This window comes from Streptomyces sp. DSM 106670 (assembly GCF_055792845.1).
This window is the reverse complement of the sequence record NZ_CM147704.1, coordinates 5,122,427-5,140,919: the sequence shown is the minus strand read 5'-3', so window position 1 is coordinate 5,140,919 and position 18,493 is coordinate 5,122,427. Positions and strand designations below refer to the sequence as shown.

The following is an 18,493-nucleotide window of genomic DNA, read 5'->3' as shown; positions in this document are numbered from 1 at the left end:
CCGCCGCTCAGCCCACGGACTCGAAGCGCCAGCGGTGCACCGGGCGGGTGATCAGGGCGGCGTCGGGCTCGGGGAGTTCGGGCAGGTCGTCGGCGTACGAGGCGTCCTGCCACCACGTCATCACCAGCACCCGGTCCTGCGGGGCGCGCAGGAGTTCGCGGCGGCGGGGTTCGCGGGCCAGCTCGGCGGCCCGGGCGCGGGCCCACTCCAGGAGCTCGCCGCCCCTGCCCTCCACGGCCCGGGCCTCCCACATCAGGACGATGGTCGCGTCGCCGCTCATGAGTACAGGTTGTCCTTGCTGATCTCGTGCACGTGATCGTGGTCGTGCGAGTGCGCGTGCGCGGTCCCCGGGACGTGCGGCTCCGTCACCGGCAGCGAGGAGTCGGCGGACAGCTCCAGGTCGGAGGGGCGCCGGTTGCGGGCGACCATCTCCGCGCCGAGCGCCGCGACCATCGCCCCGTTGTCGGTGCAGAGCCCGGGGCGCGGCACCCGCAGCCGGATCCCGGCCCGCTCGCAGCGCTCCTGGGCCAGGGCGCGCAGCCGGGAGTTGGCCGCGACGCCGCCGCCGATCATCAGGTGGTCGACGCCCTCGTCCTTGCAGGCCCGGACCGCCTTGCGGGTGAGCACGTCCACCACGGCCTCCTGGAAGGACGCCGCCACATCCCGTACCGGCACCTCCTCGCCCGCCGCGCGCTTCGCCTCGATCCAGCGCGCCACCGACGTCTTGAGGCCGGAGAAGGAGAAGTCGTACGGGGCGTCGCGCGGGCCGGTCAGACCGCGCGGGAAGGCGATGGCCTTCGGGTCGCCCTCCTTCGCCAGCCGGTCGATGACCGGCCCGCCGGGGAAGCCCAGATGCAGCACCCGGGCGATCTTGTCGAAGGCCTCGCCCGCCGCGTCGTCGATCGTCGCGCCGAGCGGGCGGACGTCGCTGGTGATGTCGGGGGCCAGGAGCAGGGACGAGTGCCCGCCGCTGACCAGCAGGGCCATCGTCGGCTCGGGCAGCGGGCCGTGCTCCAGCTGGTCGACGCAGATGTGCGAGGCGAGGTGGTTGACCCCGTAGAGCGGCTTGCCGAGCGCGTACGCGTACGCCTTCGCGGCCGAGACGCCGACGAGCAGGGCGCCCGCGAGCCCGGGCCCGGAGGTGACGGCGATGCCGTCGAGGTCGCGGGCGCTGACGCCCGCCTGCTTCAGGGCGCGCTCGATGGTGGGGACCATCGCCTCCAGATGGGCGCGGGAGGCGATCTCCGGGACGACGCCGCCGAACCGGGCGTGGGTGTCGACGCTGGAGGCGACGGCGTCGGCGAGCAGGGTCGTGCCGCGCACGATGCCGACGCCGGTCTCGTCGCAGGAGGTCTCGATGCCGAGTACGAGGGGTTCGTCGGCAGCCATCATTCAGTCCCGGTCTCTGGTGCGTGCTCGTGCACGGCTTGCTCTTGCATGGTCAGGCGCATGACGAGCGCGTCGATGTTCCCCGGCTGGTAGTAGCCGCGCCGGAAGCCGATCGGCTCGAAGCCGAAGCGCTCGTACAGCTTCTGCGCGCGGGTGTTGTCGACCCGCACTTCGAGCAGCACGGTGGCGCTCTCGAAGGCGGTCGCGGCCTTCAGCAGGTCGGTGAGGAGTTCGGAGCCGAGGCCGGTGCCCCAGGCCTCGCGGCTGACCGCGATCGTCTGGACGTCGGCCAGGTCGCCGAGGGCGGCGAGCCCGGCGTAGCCGACGATCCGGCCGGTGGCGGTCTCCTCGGCGACGACGTAGTGGCGGGTGGCGCCGGGGCCGCGGGCGTGGGCCAGCTCGGACCAGAACATGCCGGGCGACCAGGCGTCGTCCGGGAACAGCGCGTGTTCGAGCTCCAGCACCGGTGCGATGTCCCACCAGCGCATCTCGCGCAGTACGGCGGTGGCGGCGCTCACTTCGGGGTGACCACCTTGTAGTTCTTCGGGACCTGGGCGTCGGGCCGGCGCAGATAGAGCGGCCGCGGCTCCAGGAGCTCCTGTCCGGCGGCCAGCCGCTCGGCGGCGAGCGCGGCGAGCGCCCCGGCGGCCACGTGCTCGGGGCCGCGCGCGTCCGGGAAGGACTCCGGGTAGAGCCGCGCGCCCGCGCCGACCACGGGGAGCCCGGCGAGGGCTCCGGCGATGTCGGCGGGCCGGTCGACGGCGGGTTCGCCCGTACGGGTGCGGGCGTCCTCGTACCGCGCCCAGTAGACCTCCTTGCGGCGCGCGTCCGTCGCCACGACGAACGGCCCCGCCAGGCCCTCCTGCCCGGCGGCGTACGCGATCCCGTCCAGGGTGCACAGACCGTGGACCGGTACGGAGAGGGCGGAGCCGAAGGTGGCGGCGGTGACCAGGCCGACCCGCAGGCCGGTGTACGGGCCGGGGCCGACGCCCACGACCACGTCCGTCACGGCGTCGAGCTTCGTCCCGGCCTCGGCGAGGACCCGGTCGACGGCGGGCAGCAGCAGCTCCCCGTGGCGGCGGGCGTCGACCTGTCCGGAGGAGGCGATGACGGACGTACCGTCGTACAGGGCGACGGTGACGGCGGGCGTGGCGGTATCCATGGCGAGCAAGAGCACGCAAACAGCCTACGGCTCCGCCGACGGCGGTACGGCGTCCGTACGGCGTCCCGGTCCGCGCACGCGCTGCTGCTACCGTCACCGGGTATCCGCGGGTACGACGTAAACGCTTGTACGACATGCGGCAGGCGGCGCCGAAAGGGGAGTTCACGGTGGCAAGGAGCAGCTCGGGAATCGTGGCCGGGCTCACTGCGGCGGCGGTCGCCGCGGTCGCCTTCCTCGCTTACCAGGCCTCGGCGAACGCCCCCGACTCGGTGGCGTCCACGCCCGGCCCGAAGACGTCCGCCGCGGCCTCGGCGCAGCCCTCCGCCAAGCCGAAGCCCCCGGCCGACCCGCTGGCGGTCCCGGCCGCCTCCGGCAAGGGCGAGCGCGTCGTGTACGCGCTGAAGGACCGCCGGGTGTGGCTGGTCGACGAGAACAACAAGGCGATCCGCACCTTCACCGTGATGCCGAGCCCCGTCAGCCCGCCGCCCGGGGTCCACCAGGTCACCTCGCGCTCGGGCACGGTCCAGGGCTCGGACGGCGTCCCGATCGAGCACGTGGTCCGCTTCGCGAACGTGGACGAGGTGGCGATCGGCTTCAGCGCGGCCCAGGACGGCTCGATGGCCAGCCCGGACCCGACGTCGAAGACCGGCGGCGTCCGGATGAAGCGCGCGGACGGCAACGCGATGTGGACCTTCGCGACGGTCGGCGCGAAGGTCGTTGTCGTCCCGTAGTCGGCGCCCGGCGGATCGCTGCCGTCCGTCCGTGGGCGGCGTCCGGCGGATCGCTGCCGGGTCCGTTACGCGGCGTCGCGCCTGGCCGGCGGGGGCACCGCGCCGCGGGCGTCACCGGCGCCCGTTTCCTCTGGCTCGTTGCGCGCCCCGCTCGGCGGGGTGGAGACGGCGGTGGCCGCGGCGCACGAGGCCAGCAGGTCTCTCATCGACAGGGCGGACGGAGTCGGTCGCGGCTGCGGTCGCGCTGCGCGCTCGGGCGTCGGCATGGATGCCTCCTGGGTGCTCCGGTGGAGGGCGTGGTTAGGTAAACCTAACCACGTCTCGTACCCATGTGACCACGACCACGGTCCCCCGCGCAACAATTTACCGACGGCTTGTCGGGAAGGGTAGAGCCTGACGTCACGGACCGGGCGTTACGCCAGGTCCTCCCGCAGCCCCGCCCACCGCGCCCCGATGCCGACCAGGGTCACCTCGCGCCGCTCGTCGTCGGTGTCGCCGGTCGCGCGGTCGATGAGGACCCGCAGGCGGTCCTCGGCCAGCTCCTCGACCTTGCCGTCGCCCCACTCCACGACCACCACCGACTCCGGCAGCGACACGTCCAGGTCCAGGTCCTCCATCTCGTCGAGGCCGCCGCCGAGGCGGTAGGCGTCGACGTGGACCAGGGCCGGGCCCTGGACCAGGGAGGGGTGGACGCGGGCGATGACGAAGGTGGGCGAGGTGACCGCGCCGCGCACGCCGAGGCCCTCGCCGAGGCCGCGGGTCAGCGTCGTCTTCCCGGCGCCCAGCTCGCCGGTGAGCATGACCAGGTCGCCGGGGGCCAGCACCCGGGCGAGGCGGCGGCCCAGGTCCTGCATCTGTTCGGGGGAGGTGACGGTGAGCGTCACGGCGACGGCCTCGGGAGCCGTCGTCCCCGCGGGTTCCGGAGCGGTCTCAGCGGCCGGGCTGTTGTGCGGTGCTTCCATGTCCGCCAACGTTAGCGGCCGGCACCGTGCCGCTGCGTACGAGCAGGTCGGCCAGCCGGTCCGTGACGGTCTCCGGGTGCTCCAGCATCACCAGGTGCCCGGCGTCCGGCACGATCACCAGCTCGGCGTCGGGCAGGACGTCCGCGATGGCCTCGCTGTGCGAGCTGGGGGTGACCAGGTCCTTGTCCCCGGCCAGGATCAGCACCGGCACGTCCCGGAACGCGGGCAGCGCGCCGCTCTTGTCGTGGTCGGTGAAGGCCGGGTAGAACTCGGCGACCACATCGATCGGGGTGGACTCGATCAGCCGTTCCGCGAACCGGGAGACCGCCGGGTCCACGTCCCGCGAGCCGAACGAATACCGCTTGATCAGCCCGGCGAACAGGTCCGCCGTGGCCCTCCGGCCCTTCTCCACCAGCTCCGTCTGCGAGCCGAGCGCCTTCAGCACCCCGGGCAGCACCCGGCGCACCGCGTTCACGCCCGCCACCGGCAGCCCGAAGTTGACCTCGCCGAGCCTGCCGCCGGAGGTGCCGACCAGGGCGACGGCGGCGACCCGGTCGCGGATCAGGGCCGGGTACTGGTCGGCCAGCGCCATCATCGTCATGCCGCCCATGGAGTGCCCGACCAGCACCAGCGGGCCCTCGGGGGCCGCCGCGTCGATGACCGCCTTGAGGTCGCGGCCGAGCTGGTCGATGCCGACCGGCACCCCGTCCGCCTGGGCCCGGCCCCGCTCGGAGCGGCCGTGGCTGCGCTGGTCCCAGTAGACACAGCGGACGAGACCGCGCAGCGCGGCCCGCTGGAAGTGCCAGGAGTCCTGGCCGAGGCAGTAGCCGTGGCTGAAGACGACGGTGACCGGGGCGGGCGCCCGGCGTCCGAAGAGGCGACGGCGGCGGGTGCCGGAGGCGCCCTCGTCGGCCGTCGCCTGCGCGTCCTCCACCTCGTCGACCTCGTAGTACAGCTCGGTGCCGTCGTCGGCGACGGCCCGGCCCGGCGTACCGCGCAGCGATCCGTAGGGCCCGGTGGCGTCCAGGGCGAGACGGGCCTTCTTGCGCATGCCGCGCCCGACGGTGAGCCGCTCGACGGCGACCCCGGCCGCCGCGCCCGCGGCGAGCACCCCTATCGCGGCCCCGGCGATCCCCGCCCGGCGCCAGCCCGCCGCACCGGCCGCGCCGGCCACGTTCGCGGTCGCGGCCACCACGGCCTCCGCGCTGCTCTCGCTCACTGCTGTCCGCCCCCGGTCGGATCGGTGCGATCGGCCGGATCGGTGGGATCGGCCGTCCCGTTCACGTACACCCTGGGCACCCGGGTGCCGATGCGCGTGACGATCTCGTACGCGATGGTGTCGGCGGCCTCCGCCCAGTCCTGCGCGGTCGGCTCGCCCCGGTCGCCGGGCCCGAACAGCACCGCCTCCGCGCCCGCCTCGGGCCGGTCGCCGTCGAGGTCGACGACGAACTGGTCCATGGCGACCCGGCCCGCGACCGTGCGCCGCCGCCCGCCGACCAGGACGGGGCCCCGGCCCGACGCGTGGCGCGGGACGCCGTCCGCGTAGCCGACGGGGATCAGGCCGAGGGTCGTCCCGGTGCTCGTGCGGTAGTGGTGGCCGTAGCTGACGCCGTGTCCGGCCGGGGCGTCCTTGACCAGGGCGACGGACGCGGCGAGCGTCATCACGGGGCGCAGCCCGAGGTCGGCGGAGGTGCCCAGCTCGGGGGCGGGCGAGATGCCGTACATCGCGATGCCCGTCCGGACGAGGTCGAAGTGCGCCTCGGGGATCGTGAGCGTGGCCGGGGAGTTGGCCAGGTGCCGCACCTCGGGCTCCACGCCCTCCTTCTCGGCGTACGCCACCATGTCGCGGTAGACGTCGAGCTGGGCGGCGATCGAGGGGTGGCCCGGTTCGTCGGCGCAGGCGAAGTGCGACCACAGGCCGGTGATCCGGACCCGTCCGGCCTGCTCGGCGGCGAGCGCCTCGGTGACCAGTTCGGGCCAGTCGGCGGGCTGGCAGCCGCCCCGGCCGAGGCCGGTGTCGGCCTTGAGCTGGACGCGGGCCGGGCGGCCCGCGGCTCCGGCGGCGGCGACGACCTCGCGCAGCGCCCACATACCGCCGACCGACACATCGAGGTCGGCCTCGATCGCCTCGCGCCAGGGGCCGCCGGGCGTCCAGAGCCAGCACATGATCCGGCCGTCGAGTCCGGCCGCCCGCAGGGCGAGCGCCTCGTGCGGGGTCGCGGTGCCCAGCCAGGTCGCCCCGGCCTCCCGCGCGGCCCTGGCGCAGGGCACCGCCCCGTGCCCGTACCCGTCGGACTTCACCACGGCCATGAGCTGCGCACCGGCCGCCCGCTCGCGCAGGACGCGCACATTGGCGCGCAGCGCGGCGAGGTCGATCTCGGCACGGGCTCTCAGGGACGCTGTCTCGTTCATCGCGCCCAGTCTCTCAGAGGCACCCGCCACCTCCCGGGCAGTGCACGCCGGTATCCGGGCTTATGTACGTTTCATCACATGCTTGAGGTGGTCGACCAGGACCGGGACATGGCTGTCGGCCACGTCCTTGGCCGCCGTGATCAGGGTGACCGGGCCGCCCTCGCGCACCAGGCCGACGAGCTGCTCGACCGCCTCGGTGTGCGTCGGGTCGTCCAGCTCTGCGCGGTAGCGCTCGACGAACTCCTCGTGCCGGTCCGCGCGGTCGTGGTGGTACCAGGAGCGCAGCTCGTCCGACGGCGTGACGTCCTTGAGCCATACGTCGATCGCGGCCCGCTCCTTGGAGACGCCCCGGGGCCAGAGCCGGTCGACCAGGACCCGGGTGCCGTCGCCGTCCTCGACCGGGTCGTACGCCCTGCGTACGCGTACGGATTCACTCACGCTCTCCACCATCGCCCCCGCTCACCCCGCCCGCACGTCGCGCCAGGCCGCCGGGATGCCGTCCGCGACGTCCTGCGCGGAGACCGGGGCCCCGTCCGAGCCGTGCCGGGCGGCGAGCCCGTGCAGAAAGGCGCCGACGGACGCGGCGTCGCGCGGGGCGAGCCCGGCCGCGAGCAGGGAGCCGGTCAGACCGGAGAGCACATCGCCGCTGCCCGCCGTGGCCAGCCAGGACGTACCGGTCGGGTTGACCCGTACGGGGGTGTCGCGGGCCTCCGCGATCAGGGTCGTGGAGCCCTTGAGGAGCACGGTGGCGCGGTAGCGGGCGGCCAGTTCGCGCACGGCGGTGAGCCGCCCGGACTCCACCTCCTCGCGGGCCGTGCCGAGCAGCGCGGCGGCCTCCCCCGCGTGCGGGGTGAGAACGGTCGGGGCGGTCCGGGTGCGTACGGTCTCCGCGTCCAGCAGCCGCAGCCCGTCCGCGTCGACGAGCACCGGCACGTCGGCGGCCAGCACATCGGCGACGGCCGCCTCCGCGCCCCGCCCGTCGCCGAGCCCCGGTCCGACCACCCAGGCCTGCACCCGCCCGGCCTTCGACGGCGGCCCCGCGTGCACCAGCGCCTCGGGGAACCGGGCGATCACCGCGTCCGCGCCCGGTCCGACGTACCGCACGGCCCCGGCCCCGCCGCGCAGCGCGCCCGCGACCGCGAGGACCGCCGCGCCCGGGTAGCGCTCGGACCCGGCGACCACACCGACGACGCCGCGCCGGTACTTGTCGCTCTCCGCGCCCGGCACCGGCAGCAGCGCCGCGACGTCCGCGTACTGGAGCGCCTCCAGGTCCGGCGGCTCGGGCAGCTCAGGCCCGAGCCCGATGTCCACCAGCCGCAGCGCCCCCGCGTGTTCGGCGGCCGGGTCGATCAGGAGGCCGGGCTTGTAGGTGCCGAAGGTGACCGTGGCGTCCGCCCGGACCGCGTCGCCGTGCACCTCCCCGGTGTCGGCCTCCACCCCGCTCGGCAGGTCGACGGAGAGGACCGGCGTACGGTCCCGGGTCACCGCGTGCAGCAGTTCGGCGGCGTCCTCGCGCAGCCCGCCGCGCCCGCCGATGCCGGTGATGCCGTCCACCACGAGGTCGAGCACGCCGAGCCCGTCCGGCCCGTCGACGATCTGTCCGCCGGCCGCCAGCAGCGCGGCGAGGCCGCCGGGGTGCGCCCGGTCGGGGGCGAGCAGCAGGGCCCGCACGCCCGCGCCCCGGCGGGCGAGGCGGGCGCCCGCGTACAGCGCGTCGCCGCCGTTGTCGCCGCTGCCGACCAGGAGCAGCACCCGGGACCCGTACACCCGGCCGTTGCGCCGCAGCAGATCGCCGCAGGCCACGGCGAGTCCGGCGGCGGCGCGCTGCATCAGGGCGCCTTCCGGCAGCCGCTGCATGAGGGCGGCCTCGGCGGCCCGTACGGTCTCCACGCTGTAGGCACGTCGCATGGGTCCAACCCTCCGCGATCACCCGGGCCGACGCCACCCCCGCGGGGCGTGGCGACCGGTTCGGCCGTGCGGGTGCTCACCCCTCGGCGATCACCACCGCCGAGGCGACGCCCGCGTCATGGCTGAGCGAGACGTGCCAGCCGCGCACGCCCAGTTCGGCGGCGCGGGCGGCGACCGTGCCGCGTACCCGCAGCCGGGGCTGCCCGCTCTCCTCGACCCAGACCTCCGCGTCGCTCCAGAGCAGCCCGCCCGGTGCGCCGAGCGCCTTGGCCAGGGCCTCCTTCGCGGCGAACCGGGCGGCGAGCGAGGCGACACCGCGCCGCTCGCCGCTCGGCAGCGTCAGCTCGCTCCCGACGAAGAGCCGGTCGGCCAACTGGGGCGTGCGCTCCAGCGCCGCGCCGAACCGCTCGATCTCGGCCACATCGATGCCGACTCCGATGATCACGAACCCACCCTCGCCATCCCCATCACCCGGGACGCGCGCCCCGGTTCACTCCACGGTCACGGACTTCGCCAGATTGCGCGGCTGGTCCACTTCGTTGCCGCGGGCCGTCGCGAGCTCGCAGGCGAAGACCTGGAGCGGCACGGTGGCGACCAGCGGCTGAAGCAGCGTAGGCGTTGCGGGGACGGTGATGAGGTGGTCGGCGTACGGGACGACGGCCTCGTCGCCCTCCTCGGCGACGACGACGGTGAGCGCGCCCCGGGCCCGGATCTCCTGGATGTTGGACACGATCTTGTCGTGGAGGACCGAACGCCCGCGCGGCGACGGCACGATGACGACGACCGGCAGCCCCTGTTCGATGAGCGCGATCGGCCCGTGCTTCAGCTCGCCTGCCGCGAAGCCCTCGGCGTGCATGTAGGCGAGTTCCTTGAGCTTGAGCGCGCCTTCGAGGGCGACCGGGTAGCCGACGTGCCGGCCGACGAACAGCACGGTGTCGTGGTGGGCGAGGGACCGGGCCAGCTCGCGCACCGGCTCCATCGTCTCCAGTACGCGGTCGACCTCGCCGGGGACGGCGGAGAGCTGGCGCACTACCGTACGAATCTCGTCGCCCCACTTGGTGCCGCGCACCTGGCCGAGGTAGAGCGCCACCAGGTAGCAGGCGACGAGCTGGGTGAGGAAGGCCTTGGTGGAGGCGACGGCGACCTCGGGTCCGGCGTGCGTGTAGAGGACGGCGTCGGACTCGCGCGGGATGGTGGAGCCGTTCGTGTTGCAGATGGCGAGCACCTTCGCGCCCTGTTCGCGGGCGTGCCGCAGCGCCATCAGGGTGTCCATGGTCTCGCCGGACTGGGAGATGGCGACGACGAGGGTGCGCTGGTCCAGGATCGGGTCCCGGTAGCGGAACTCGCTGGCCAGTTCGGTCTCGCAGGGCAGCCGGGTCCAGTGCTCGATGGCGTACTTGGCGATCATCCCGGCGTGGAAGGCGGTGCCGCAGGCGACGATGACGACCTTGTCGACCTCGCGCAGTTCGGTGTCCGGGATGCGCACCTCGTCGAGGTGGAGCGCGCCCTCGCCGTCGATCCGGCCGAGGAGGGTGTCGGCGACGGCCTGCGGCTGGTCGGCGATCTCCTTGAGCATGAAGGAGGCGTAGCCGCCCTTCTCGGCGGCGGAGGCGTCCCAGTCGACGTGGTACTCGCGCACCTCGGCGAGCTCTCCGTCGAAGCCGGTGACGGTGACGCCCTCGCGGCTCAGCTCGACGACCTGGTCCTGGCCCAGCTCGATCGCGGAGCGGGTGTGCGCGATGAAGGCGGCGACGTCGGAGGCGAGGAACCACTCGTCCTGCCCCACGCCCACGACGAGCGGGGAGTTGCGCCGGGCGCCGACGACGACGTCGGGCTGGTCCGCGTGGACGGCGACGAGGGTGAAGGCCCCCTCCAGCCGCCGGCACACCTGCCGCATCGCGTCCGCGAGGTCTCCGCCCGCCGAGAACGCCTCGGCCAGCAGATGCGCGACGACCTCGGTGTCCGTCTCCGACTCCAGGGCGTGCCCGCGCCCGGTCAGTTCGCGGCGGAGCGCGGCGAAGTTCTCGATGATCCCGTTGTGCACGACGGCGACCCGGCCCGCGTTGTCCAGGTGCGGGTGGGCGTTGACGTCGGTGGGCGCTCCGTGCGTCGCCCAGCGGGTGTGTCCGATGCCGGTCCGACCGGCCGGCAGCGGCCGGTCCCCCAGCTCCTTCTCCAGATTGACGAGCTTGCCCGCCTTCTTCGCGGCGGCCAGCCCGCCGTCCGCGAGAACGGCGACACCCGCCGAGTCGTAGCCCCGGTATTCGAGGCGCTTGAGTCCCGCGACGACGACGTCCTGCGCCGACTGCCCACCGACATAACCCACGATTCCGCACATAACGGCACCCTAAGGCCGGAAGGCGGATTCCGGGCCTCTTGAATACTTCGTGACGCGATCGACGCTGATCTTCATACAACCTTTTCAGCATTGTGGTGAAGCTCACACTCCCCTTCCTCTCATGTCGCCTATGCCGTACGTGCCTTGCTTGCCTTCGGGTGCGGCAGCTGTTGGGCTGAGCCCACCCGGAAGGTGACAGCGGGGTACGAGCAGGGGGCTCGGGACACCTTCCGGTGATGCGAGGAGGGGTTTTGAGAAGGCGCGTACTGAAGTCCGCCCTGGCCGCGTGCACCCTGTCCGGGGTGGTCGAGGCGGCCAACTCCTGGGCCCCGGTGGGCGAGACGGCCGACCCGGCAGGCCACGAGCACATGCTCGTGGAGATCGTCACCTCCGGCTAGCGACCGGCACACACCCCGAAAGAGCGCCGACGGCAGGACAGCCGCGGGGCTGTGCCGCCATGCCGCCGTGCGTAACGCCATCAGCGCCCTCACCCGAGTGAGCGGCGCGTCCAGCGTTCCCACACCGAAAGGAATTCCGTCGTGCCACCCACCATGTGGAGCAGACGCCGCATCCTCACCACGCTCTCCGCGATGACCGCCGTCGCCGCCGTACCCGGATCGCTCGTCCTGTCCGGGGCCCCGGCGTATGCCGCGGGCGCCGCCTCCGATCTGCCCGACAACCTCCCGGACACCGACCGCGGCCAGGTCCTGTGGGCGTACCTGACCGGTGGCCGGGCCGTACGGGAGGCCGCCGCCGCCGCGCTGCTCGGCAACGACGCCCGGATCGCGGCGTTCCTGTCGGGCGAACTCGCCCCGGCCAGGGCCGAGGACAACCGGGTGGCCGTGTTCCAGGGCCTCGCCTGGGCGGGCCGGTCCGTCCAGACGGCGGCGAGCCGGGCGCTGTCCGGCGGCGACGAGGCCATCGCCGCCTACCTCAAGGACGGCTATCTGGCGCCGCTCAAGACCGACCTCCGGGCCGAGGTCCTCCGGGTCATGGAGAGCGGCGGCACGGGCACCAAGAGCCGTGCGAACACCGCGCTGAACGCGGACACCCAGGAGTCGCTGGAGAAGTTCCTCCTGGAAACCCGCTTCGACGGCCAGGAGGAGGACGAGCAGGTCGAGGTCTTCAAGATCCTCGCCACCGCCTCGCCCCAGGTGAAGGAGTACGCGCAGCGCGCGCTGCAGGACGGGTCCGCGAAGGCGATCCAGTGGTTCCTGAACACCGGTCAGCACATCGCCCGGGCGCGCGACGAGGAAACGGCCACGATCGACCAGCTCGTGTCGATCGTCGAGCGCGAGGGCAAGCAGGCCCGGCTCAAGACCGACAAGGCCGTCGCCGCCTCCGAGCAGGCGAAGGAAGCCGCGGTCAAGGCCAAGGAGGCCGCGCTGATCGCGGCGGCCGAGGCCAAGGCCGCGCAGAACGACGTACGCAAGTCGGCGGCGGCCGCCAACAAGGCGTCCGACGCGGCACGCGGGGCCGCCCGCGCGGCACAGACCGCGATCAGCGCCTCGCGGTCCGCGCAGGCCGCCTCGCAGCGGGCGGCGAACGCCGCACAGGCGGCGGCAGCGGCGGCCGCCGTGGCCGGCCGCGCGGCCTCCCGCGCCTACAACGCGGCCATCGCCGCCTCCGGTGACGCCTCCAAGGCCTCCGCCGCGCTCTCGGCGGCCAAGGGCGCCCGGGACGCCGCAGCGAAGGCGCGCACCGCGGCGAAGGCCGCCGACCAGGCCTCCATAGCCTCCACGCAGGCCTCGGCGGCGGGTGCCGCCGCCGCCTCCGCGGCCGGCAACGCCGCGGCCGCCGCCAGCGCATCCGCCGACGCGGCCAACGCCGCCGGCGCCGCCACCGCCGAGGCCCGCAAGGCCCGTGAGGCCGCCGCCGACGCCAACGCCCAGGCGGCCCGCGCCACCCGGGCGGCCGCGCTCTCCCGGTCGCTGGCGGACAAGGCCGCGGCAGCGGCATCCGCCGCGCACAAGGCGGCCAACTCCGCCGCCGCGCACGCCGAGAAGGCCGCCGACGCCGCCGAGGACGCGGCCAAGCACGCCGGCCAGGCGATCGAGTACGCGAAGCGCTCCCGGCTCTTCGCCGAGGAGGCCGTGAAGGCCGCCAACACCGCGGCCGACGCCGTCAAGGAGGCGACGGACGTCGAGGCGGCGGCCCGCGTGGCCGAGGCCGAACGCATCGAGCAGGACACCGAGGTCGGCATCGTCGCGGCCCGCCTCAAGGCCGCCCAGGAGCAGGAGGCCCTGGACCGGATCGCCACCCAGCGCACCCAGAACGACCAGATGGCGCAGGAGATCCGCGATCTCGTCGCGCAGGCGCAGGAGGCCCTCACCGCCGGGGACCAGCCGCGGGCGGTGTCCACGGGCCGCCAGGCGGCGGTCAAACTCCTCGACAGCCACGGGACATGGACGCGCCAGGCGGCGGAGTTCGCCCTCGCGGCGGGCGACTACGAGATCCTCAACTGGATCGACGTCGACCGCCCGGCGGCCCAGCGGCAGGACGACCGCGAGACGGTCCTGGCCCTGGCCGAGATGGCGGCGCCGGATGTCGCGGCCGGCGCGCATGTGGCGCTGAAGAGCGAGGACCCCGACGCGGCGAGCGCGTTCCTCGAAGCGGGCATGACCGATTCGGCCGCCACCGAGAACCGCGTCAAGATCTTCACGATCCTCGGCCAGGACCCCGGCCGCGCGGTCAAGGCCAAGGCGGAGGCGGCCCTCGCCGACGGCAGCCCGGAGGCGCTGTTCCGCTTCCTGAGCACGGAGTACGTCGAGGCGGTCAAGGAAGACGACACCGTCGAGGTCTTCAAGATCCTCAACGAGGGCGGGGCCTACCTCCGTTCGGCGGCCAAGGTAGTCCTGGAGGGGTCCGCCCTCATGCGGCGGTCCTTCGTGGCGCACGACCAGTTCAACGTCGCCCGCCTCGACCACGACGCCGAGGCGCACGTCGCCGCGATCCGGGCCGCCATCGCGCACGCCGCGCAGATCGCCCAGCGGGCCCTGGAGGACGCCGCGCGCGCCTCCAAGGCGGCGGCTGACGCCCGGCAGGCGGCCGAGGAGGCGGCGGACTGGGCGGACAAGGCCAAGGGCTACGCCAAGGCCGCGGAGGACGCGGCCACCAAGGCGCGCAACAACGCCGAGGCGGCCGACGCCTCGGCCGCGCGTGCCGCCGCCTCCGCCCAGCGCGCCGAGAGCGCCGCCGTGGTGGCACGGTCCGCCGCCCGGGCCGCGAACTACTCCATGAACCAGGCCTACTCCTCCGCCGGCCGGGCCCAGGCCTCCGCCGCCTCCGCCGCACAGTCCGCGGCGAGCGCCCGCGCCTCCGCCGAGCAGGCGGGCAAGGACGCGTCGGAGGCGGCCGCGGTCGCCTCCGACGCGCACCGCATCGCCCGCGAGAAGCGGCAGCAGGAGATCGCCGCCGCCGCGGCCGCCGCGGAACGCAAGGCGAAGGAGGACGCGCAGAGCGGCAAGAACCCGGCCGACAGCGCCGACAACGACAAGAACAAGGCGGAGGAGGACGGTGAGTTCCTCGGTCTGACCAAGGACCAGTGGATCAAGTACTCCGGCCGTGTCAGCACCATCGCCGGTACGATCTCGGCCGGTGCGGGCGGTCTGGCCCTGGCGGTCGGCTGGATCCCGGTCGTCGGCCAGGGCGCGGCCGCGATCCTCGGTGGCATCTCGCTCGTCGCGGGCGGGGTCTCCCTGCTGGCGGGCGGTGTGAACGTCATCGCGAGCTGGGGCACGGACGATTTCAAGAAGAATCTGGGCACGTTCGCTTTGAGCGCCCTGTTCTTCGGGAAGGGCCGAGCCGTGGCCCATGTGTCCAAGAAGGTCGGCAGCAGCCTGGCGGGCATCGCGGACGACGTCGGCATGAAGGTGTCCGGCTTCCTGGAGGACACCACGACGGCGGCCATCGGGCTGCTGAACTGGAGCTGACCGGGGGCTGATCGAGGCGGGTGGGCGGCACCGGACACGGCGCCGCCCACCCGCACCGCACACGGGACACTGGACAACTGAACGGACGGGAGAAGAAGCGTGCAGGCAGAGAGCTTGACGACGGCGCAATGGTGGCTCGTGGCACTGGCGACCTCCGCGGTGCTGCTCGCGGCGGTCCACTTCACCTTCAGGAACGGCAAGGCCACGCTCCTCTCCTTGATCGCACCCGTCCTCGGCGGCATCACCGTCCTGGGCGCCGCCGGCGTACGCGACCACGCGGAGGTGGAGGCGCTGATCATGTTCTCCGCCTCGATGCTCGCCGTGGCGCTGCTGGTGCTGGCGCTCAAGCCGGAGCTGCCGAGGATCAGGGCGGCGGCCCTGGCCGGTGAGACGTACGAGATGCCGAAGTGGAAGACCGGCCTGTACGGGGTGCTGGCGGTGGCGTTCGCGGTGACGGTGGTGTTCGTCCTGTTGTAGAGCCGGGCAACACCGCCCCCTACTCCCCCAGCTTCCGTCGCAGGGCGGCCCGCTCCGGCCCGGTGCCCGCGCGTTCCAGCGCCTCCCGGTACGCCTCGGCGGCCTCGCCGTCCCGCCCCAGCCGGCTCAGCAGATCGCCGCGCGCCACCGCGTACGGCGCGTATGCCCGCAGCCGGGGCTCTTCGGCCAGCGCGTCCAGCAGCGCGAGCCCCGCCTCGGGTCCGTCCCGCATCGCCACCGCCACGGCGCGGTTGAGCGCCACCACGGGCGACGGGGTGAGCGTGAGGAGCACGTCGTACAGGGCCACGATCTGCGGCCAGTCCGTGCCCGCCACGTCCGCCGCCTCGTCGTGCAGGGCGGCGATGGCGGCCTGCACCCCGTAGGGCCCGGCCGGTCCGCCGGTCAGCGCCCGGACGACCAGGGCACGCCCCTCCTCGATCATCGGCCGGTCCCAGCGCCCCCGGTCCTGGTCCTCCAGCAGCACCGGCTCGCCCTCCGGCCCGGTCCGCGCGTCGCGCCGGGCGTGGACCAGGAGCAGCAGCGCGAGGAGCCCGGCGCTCTCCCGCTCGGCGGGCAGCAGCCGGTGCAGTATCCGGGCCAGCCGGATCGCCTCCTCGGCCAGGTCGAGCCGCTGGAGACGGGGCCCGGAGCTGGCCGCGTACCCCTCCGTGAAGACCGAGTAGACGACCTGGAGCACTCCGGGCAGCCGCTCCGGCAGTTCGTCGGGGCCGGGCACCCGGAACGGGATGCGGGCCTCGCGGATCTTCTTCTTGGCCCGCACGATGCGCTGGGCCATGGTCGCCGTCGGTACGAGGAAGGCGCGCGCCACCTCCGGTGTGGTGAGCCCGGCGAGGCAGCGCAGGGTCAGGGCGGCGCGGTCCTCGGCAGCGAGGGCGGGGTGGGTGCAGGTGAAGAACAACTGGAGCCGGTCGTCGGGCAGTTCACCGGCGACGTCCGGCGCGGGCGCGACGGCCTCCGCCCGTTCCGCGTCGGCCCGCAGGACGGCGAGCCGGGCGGCGTACGCCTGGTCGCGCCGCAGCCGGTCCACGGCCCTGCGCCGCGCGGTCGTCAGCAGCCAGGCCCCGGGCCGGGCGGGGACGCCCTCGGTGGGCCAGTGCCGCAGGGCGGCCTCGATCGCCTCGGACGTCACCTCCTCGGCCAGGTCGAGGTCGCCGAACCGGCGGACGAGGGAGGCGAGCAGCAGCCCGCGCTCCTCCCGGAACACCGCCTCGACGGCGACCCCGGCCTGCCCCGCCGGGGCGTCCTCGTCCGCCACGGTTCTCAGGCCCCGAAGTCCGCGACCGGCCGGACGACGACCGAGCCGCCGTCGCGCGAGCCCGGACAGCGGGCGGCCCAGTCGAGGGCGGCGTCCAGGTCGGGCACGTCGATCACGAGGAACCCGCCCAGCAGCTCCCGGGTCTCGGCGAACGGCCCGTCCGTCACGGTCCGCTCCCCCGTCGGCGAGACCCGCACGGTGGTCGCGGTCACCAGATCGGCCAGCGACTCCCCGGAGACGTGGATCCCGGCGTCGCGTACGGCCTTGTCGTAGGCCATCCAGTCCTCGACGGTGCACTCGGGCGCACCGCCCTGCTCGTCGACGGCCCCGCTGTGGATCAGCAGCATGTACTTCATGATCGGCTCCTGTCGCCTGTGTGTCGCGCCCGCCGTGCGGGTCGCCCTACACGATGACGACGAACGGGACCGGCGCCGATCGACACGCCGCCGACATCTTTTTTCGCAGACCCTGGGCAGGAAGGTTCCACGGGCCTCAGCACGACGGCACCCGCCGGCTCTCCCCCACCGGCTCGGCCCGCCCGCAGACGCCCATGCTGCACCAGCGGCGGCGGCCGCCCGCGTCGAGGAAGAGCCACCCGCAGTCCTTCCCCGGGCAGACCCGGACGGTGAGGCGGCGCGGGTGGGCGAGCAGGTCCGCGGCGCGCTGGGCCACGGCGTACAGCGGAAGCCGGAGCCCGGACTCCGGATGGGGTCTCCAGCGCCCGAGACCGTCCTCACCCCGGACGAAGGACGCGTGGCGCATGGCCTCCTGGATCACCTCGGCGGCCCGGCCGAAGGCCCCGCCGCCACCCGGGCCCGGCTCCTGCGTGAGGCACCCGTACAGCGCGCTCCGGAACCCCCGTGCCGCCGCCAGCACGGCGCCCGCCTCCTCGGGCCGCTCCTCCGCGGTGCGCAGCAGCCGGACGACCGTACGTTCGTCGACGAGGTCCAGGTGCCCGGCCCAGACCACGAGCGTGCGGTAGCCGCAGAGCCACTCCGAACCGGCCCGCCGTTCGCCGCCCCACCCGGCGTAGGTGTTGCAGAACTCCAGGGCCGGATCGCCGCTGGTGTTCCACGGCAGCCACTCCCCGCGCACCCGGACGGCGTACGTGGGCGTCGCGGCCTGCCGCAGGGCCGGGTCGTCGCGGCGGACCCGTTCGTACAGGGTGCGCAGCTCCTCGCCGGGCTCGGCGTCGAAGGCGGACCGCAGGGCGCTGCGCGTGGCCCGGTAGAGCTGGAGCGCCTCCGCCGACCGGCCGCTGCGGTGCAGGGCGACCATGCTGTCCGCGACGAGGCGTTCGCGTTCGGGGTGCTCCTCGGCGAGCGGGGGCAGTTCGGCGGCGACGCGCTCGTACTGCCCGAGCGAGAGCAGGAGCCGGGCGCGTTCCTCCGCCGCCGAGAGCCGCAGCGCGGCGAGCCGCCGGCCGATCCGGTCGCGCAGGGCGTCGGCCGCGACGTCGGCGAGGAGTTCGCCGCGCCACAGCGCCAGCGCCCGGTCGTAGCGGCGCACCCGCTCCTCGTCGTCCACGGCCGCCGCGGCCTCCCGTACCCCGTCCTCGAAGTTCCGGGTGTCGATCACATGGTCGTCGGCACGGAGTAAGTAGCCGTCGTTGCGGGTCTCCAGGTGCACGCCGTCGGGCCCGAGGGAGGCGCGCAGCCTGCCGATGTACGTGTGCACGGTGGAACGGGCCCCGGCCGGGGCCTCGCCGTTCCAGAGCAGGTCGATGAGCCGGCCGGTGGGTACGGTCCGGCCCGCCTCCAGGAGGAGGACGGCCAGCAGGCACCGCTCCTGGCGGCGCAGCCCCGCGAGTACGGGGCGCCCCCCGTGCCGCGCGGCGAAGGGTCCGAGCAACTGGAATTCCATCGGCAAAGCATCCAACTGCCGCCGCCCGCAAGGCCAGACCTTG

19 protein-coding genes are annotated in these 18,493 nt (G+C 74.3%); 4 read left to right on the top strand and 15 right to left on the bottom strand.

Annotation, left to right across the window (positions count from 1 at the left end; genetic code table 11):
- Positions 1-7: 7 nt before the first annotated feature.
- The 4 genes from ACSMXR_RS22925 to tsaB are packed head-to-tail and all read right to left on the bottom strand — an operon-like array spanning position 8 to position 2,551.
- The gene (locus ACSMXR_RS22925) at positions 8-280 is read right to left on the bottom strand and encodes a hypothetical protein (protein WP_364888872.1); all 273 of its coding nucleotides are present in this window, start codon (positions 278-280) and stop codon (positions 8-10) included.
- On the bottom strand, positions 277-1,389 hold the full coding sequence (gene tsaD / locus ACSMXR_RS22920) for a tRNA (adenosine(37)-N6)-threonylcarbamoyltransferase complex transferase subunit TsaD (RefSeq protein WP_473172432.1): 1,113 nt from the start codon (positions 1,387-1,389) through the stop codon (positions 277-279). Before tsaD ends, ACSMXR_RS22925 begins: the two co-directional genes overlap by 4 nt.
- Positions 1,389-1,907 carry a ribosomal protein S18-alanine N-acetyltransferase gene (gene rimI, locus ACSMXR_RS22915; protein ID WP_030084389.1) on the bottom strand — a complete coding sequence of 173 codons (519 nt, stop codon included), beginning with the start codon at positions 1,905-1,907 and terminating at the stop codon, positions 1,389-1,391. The genes tsaD and rimI overlap by 1 nt, the downstream gene beginning before the upstream one ends.
- Positions 1,904-2,551: a tRNA (adenosine(37)-N6)-threonylcarbamoyltransferase complex dimerization subunit type 1 TsaB gene (tsaB, locus tag ACSMXR_RS22910; protein WP_137232590.1), complete on the bottom strand. Its 648-nt coding sequence runs from the start codon at positions 2,549-2,551 to the stop codon at positions 1,904-1,906. The genes rimI and tsaB overlap by 4 nt, the downstream gene beginning before the upstream one ends.
- 134 nt (positions 2,552-2,685) lie before the next feature.
- Between tsaB and ACSMXR_RS22905 the strand changes: the two genes are divergently transcribed.
- The gene (locus tag ACSMXR_RS22905) at positions 2,686-3,282 is read left to right on the top strand and encodes a hypothetical protein (RefSeq protein WP_170994546.1); all 597 of its coding nucleotides are present in this window, start codon (positions 2,686-2,688) and stop codon (positions 3,280-3,282) included.
- Positions 3,283-3,347: 65 nt separating this feature from the next.
- Here the strand turns inward: ACSMXR_RS22905 and ACSMXR_RS22900 are convergent, their stop codons facing one another.
- The 8 genes from ACSMXR_RS22900 to glmS form a co-directional block, all read right to left on the bottom strand.
- A complete protein-coding gene (locus ACSMXR_RS22900; protein ID WP_473169802.1) occupies positions 3,348-3,548 on the bottom strand; it encodes a hypothetical protein in 201 nt (66 codons plus the stop codon).
- Positions 3,549-3,695: 147 nt separating this feature from the next.
- Positions 3,696-4,244 (bottom strand): tRNA (adenosine(37)-N6)-threonylcarbamoyltransferase complex ATPase subunit type 1 TsaE, encoded by a 549-nt coding sequence (gene tsaE / locus ACSMXR_RS22895; protein WP_137232446.1) that lies wholly within the window; start codon positions 4,242-4,244, stop codon positions 3,696-3,698.
- Positions 4,213-5,463 carry an alpha/beta fold hydrolase gene (locus ACSMXR_RS22890; protein WP_376186883.1) on the bottom strand — a complete coding sequence of 417 codons (1,251 nt, stop codon included), beginning with the start codon at positions 5,461-5,463 and terminating at the stop codon, positions 4,213-4,215. The genes tsaE and ACSMXR_RS22890 overlap by 32 nt, the downstream gene beginning before the upstream one ends.
- Positions 5,460-6,656 carry an alanine racemase gene (gene alr / locus ACSMXR_RS22885; RefSeq protein WP_473169801.1) on the bottom strand — a complete coding sequence of 399 codons (1,197 nt, stop codon included), beginning with the start codon at positions 6,654-6,656 and terminating at the stop codon, positions 5,460-5,462. The genes ACSMXR_RS22890 and alr overlap by 4 nt, the downstream gene beginning before the upstream one ends.
- A gap of 60 nt (positions 6,657-6,716) precedes the next feature.
- Positions 6,717-7,106: a DUF488 domain-containing protein gene (locus tag ACSMXR_RS22880; protein ID WP_473169800.1), complete on the bottom strand. Its 390-nt coding sequence runs from the start codon at positions 7,104-7,106 to the stop codon at positions 6,717-6,719.
- Between the two features lie 9 nt (positions 7,107-7,115).
- Positions 7,116-8,564: an NAD(P)H-hydrate dehydratase gene (locus ACSMXR_RS22875; protein WP_473169799.1), complete on the bottom strand. Its 1,449-nt coding sequence runs from the start codon at positions 8,562-8,564 to the stop codon at positions 7,116-7,118.
- Positions 8,565-8,640: 76 nt separating this feature from the next.
- The gene (locus ACSMXR_RS22870) at positions 8,641-9,009 is read right to left on the bottom strand and encodes a holo-ACP synthase (protein WP_103507544.1); all 369 of its coding nucleotides are present in this window, start codon (positions 9,007-9,009) and stop codon (positions 8,641-8,643) included.
- Positions 9,010-9,054: 45 nt separating this feature from the next.
- Entirely contained in the window at positions 9,055-10,902 is a 1,848-nt protein-coding gene (glmS, locus tag ACSMXR_RS22865; RefSeq protein WP_137232451.1) for a glutamine--fructose-6-phosphate transaminase (isomerizing), read from the bottom strand.
- Positions 10,903-11,153: 251 nt separating this feature from the next.
- On the opposite strand from glmS, the gene ACSMXR_RS22860 reads away from it, so the two are divergent.
- The 3 genes from ACSMXR_RS22860 (at position 11,154) to ACSMXR_RS22850 (ending at position 15,311) form a co-directional block, all read left to right on the top strand.
- On the top strand, positions 11,154-11,300 hold the full coding sequence (locus tag ACSMXR_RS22860) for a hypothetical protein (RefSeq protein WP_473169798.1): 147 nt from the start codon (positions 11,154-11,156) through the stop codon (positions 11,298-11,300).
- Between the two features lie 141 nt (positions 11,301-11,441).
- On the top strand, positions 11,442-14,834 hold the full coding sequence (locus ACSMXR_RS22855; RefSeq protein WP_473169797.1) for an ALF repeat-containing protein: 3,393 nt from the start codon (positions 11,442-11,444) through the stop codon (positions 14,832-14,834).
- A 138-nt stretch (positions 14,835-14,972) separates the two neighbouring features.
- A complete protein-coding gene (locus ACSMXR_RS22850; protein WP_137232453.1) occupies positions 14,973-15,311 on the top strand; it encodes a hypothetical protein in 339 nt (112 codons plus the stop codon).
- Between the two features lie 19 nt (positions 15,312-15,330).
- Here the strand turns inward: ACSMXR_RS22850 and ACSMXR_RS22845 are convergent, their stop codons facing one another.
- From ACSMXR_RS22845 to ACSMXR_RS22835, 3 genes are all read right to left on the bottom strand, one after another.
- Positions 15,331-16,587: an RNA polymerase sigma factor gene (locus tag ACSMXR_RS22845; RefSeq protein ID WP_473169796.1), complete on the bottom strand. Its 1,257-nt coding sequence runs from the start codon at positions 16,585-16,587 to the stop codon at positions 15,331-15,333.
- Positions 16,588-16,592: 5 nt separating this feature from the next.
- Complete coding sequence (locus tag ACSMXR_RS22840) at positions 16,593-16,943, bottom strand: YciI family protein (protein WP_030084361.1); 351 nt, start codon at positions 16,941-16,943, stop codon at positions 16,593-16,595.
- 136 nt (positions 16,944-17,079) lie between these two features.
- On the bottom strand, positions 17,080-18,450 hold the full coding sequence (locus tag ACSMXR_RS22835) for a BTAD domain-containing putative transcriptional regulator (RefSeq protein WP_473169795.1): 1,371 nt from the start codon (positions 18,448-18,450) through the stop codon (positions 17,080-17,082).
- Positions 18,451-18,493 lie beyond the last annotated feature (43 nt).

Bases quoted from the DNA above. Each gene is read 5' to 3' on its own strand.
- tsaE (WP_137232446.1), bottom strand. From the start codon at position 4,244: ATGGAAGCACCGCACAACAGCCCGGCCGCTGAGACCGCTCCGGAACCC.
- tsaB (WP_137232590.1), bottom strand. From the start codon at position 2,551: ATGGATACCGCCACGCCCGCCGTCACCGTCGCCCTGTACGACGGTACG.
- ACSMXR_RS22925 (WP_364888872.1), bottom strand. From the start codon at position 280: ATGAGCGGCGACGCGACCATCGTCCTGATGTGGGAGGCCCGGGCCGTG.
- ACSMXR_RS22835 (WP_473169795.1), bottom strand. From the start codon at position 18,450: ATGGAATTCCAGTTGCTCGGACCCTTCGCCGCGCGGCACGGGGGGCGC.
- ACSMXR_RS22880 (WP_473169800.1), bottom strand. From the start codon at position 7,106: ATGGTGGAGAGCGTGAGTGAATCCGTACGCGTACGCAGGGCGTACGAC.
- alr (WP_473169801.1), bottom strand. From the start codon at position 6,656: ATGAACGAGACAGCGTCCCTGAGAGCCCGTGCCGAGATCGACCTCGCC.
- ACSMXR_RS22875 (WP_473169799.1), bottom strand. From the start codon at position 8,564: ATGCGACGTGCCTACAGCGTGGAGACCGTACGGGCCGCCGAGGCCGCC.
- tsaD (WP_473172432.1), bottom strand. From the start codon at position 1,389: ATGGCTGCCGACGAACCCCTCGTACTCGGCATCGAGACCTCCTGCGAC.
- glmS (WP_137232451.1), bottom strand. From the start codon at position 10,902: ATGTGCGGAATCGTGGGTTATGTCGGTGGGCAGTCGGCGCAGGACGTC.
- ACSMXR_RS22900 (WP_473169802.1), bottom strand. From the start codon at position 3,548: ATGCCGACGCCCGAGCGCGCAGCGCGACCGCAGCCGCGACCGACTCCG.
- ACSMXR_RS22905 (WP_170994546.1), top strand. From the start codon at position 2,686: ATGCGGCAGGCGGCGCCGAAAGGGGAGTTCACGGTGGCAAGGAGCAGC.
- ACSMXR_RS22840 (WP_030084361.1), bottom strand. From the start codon at position 16,943: ATGAAGTACATGCTGCTGATCCACAGCGGGGCCGTCGACGAGCAGGGC.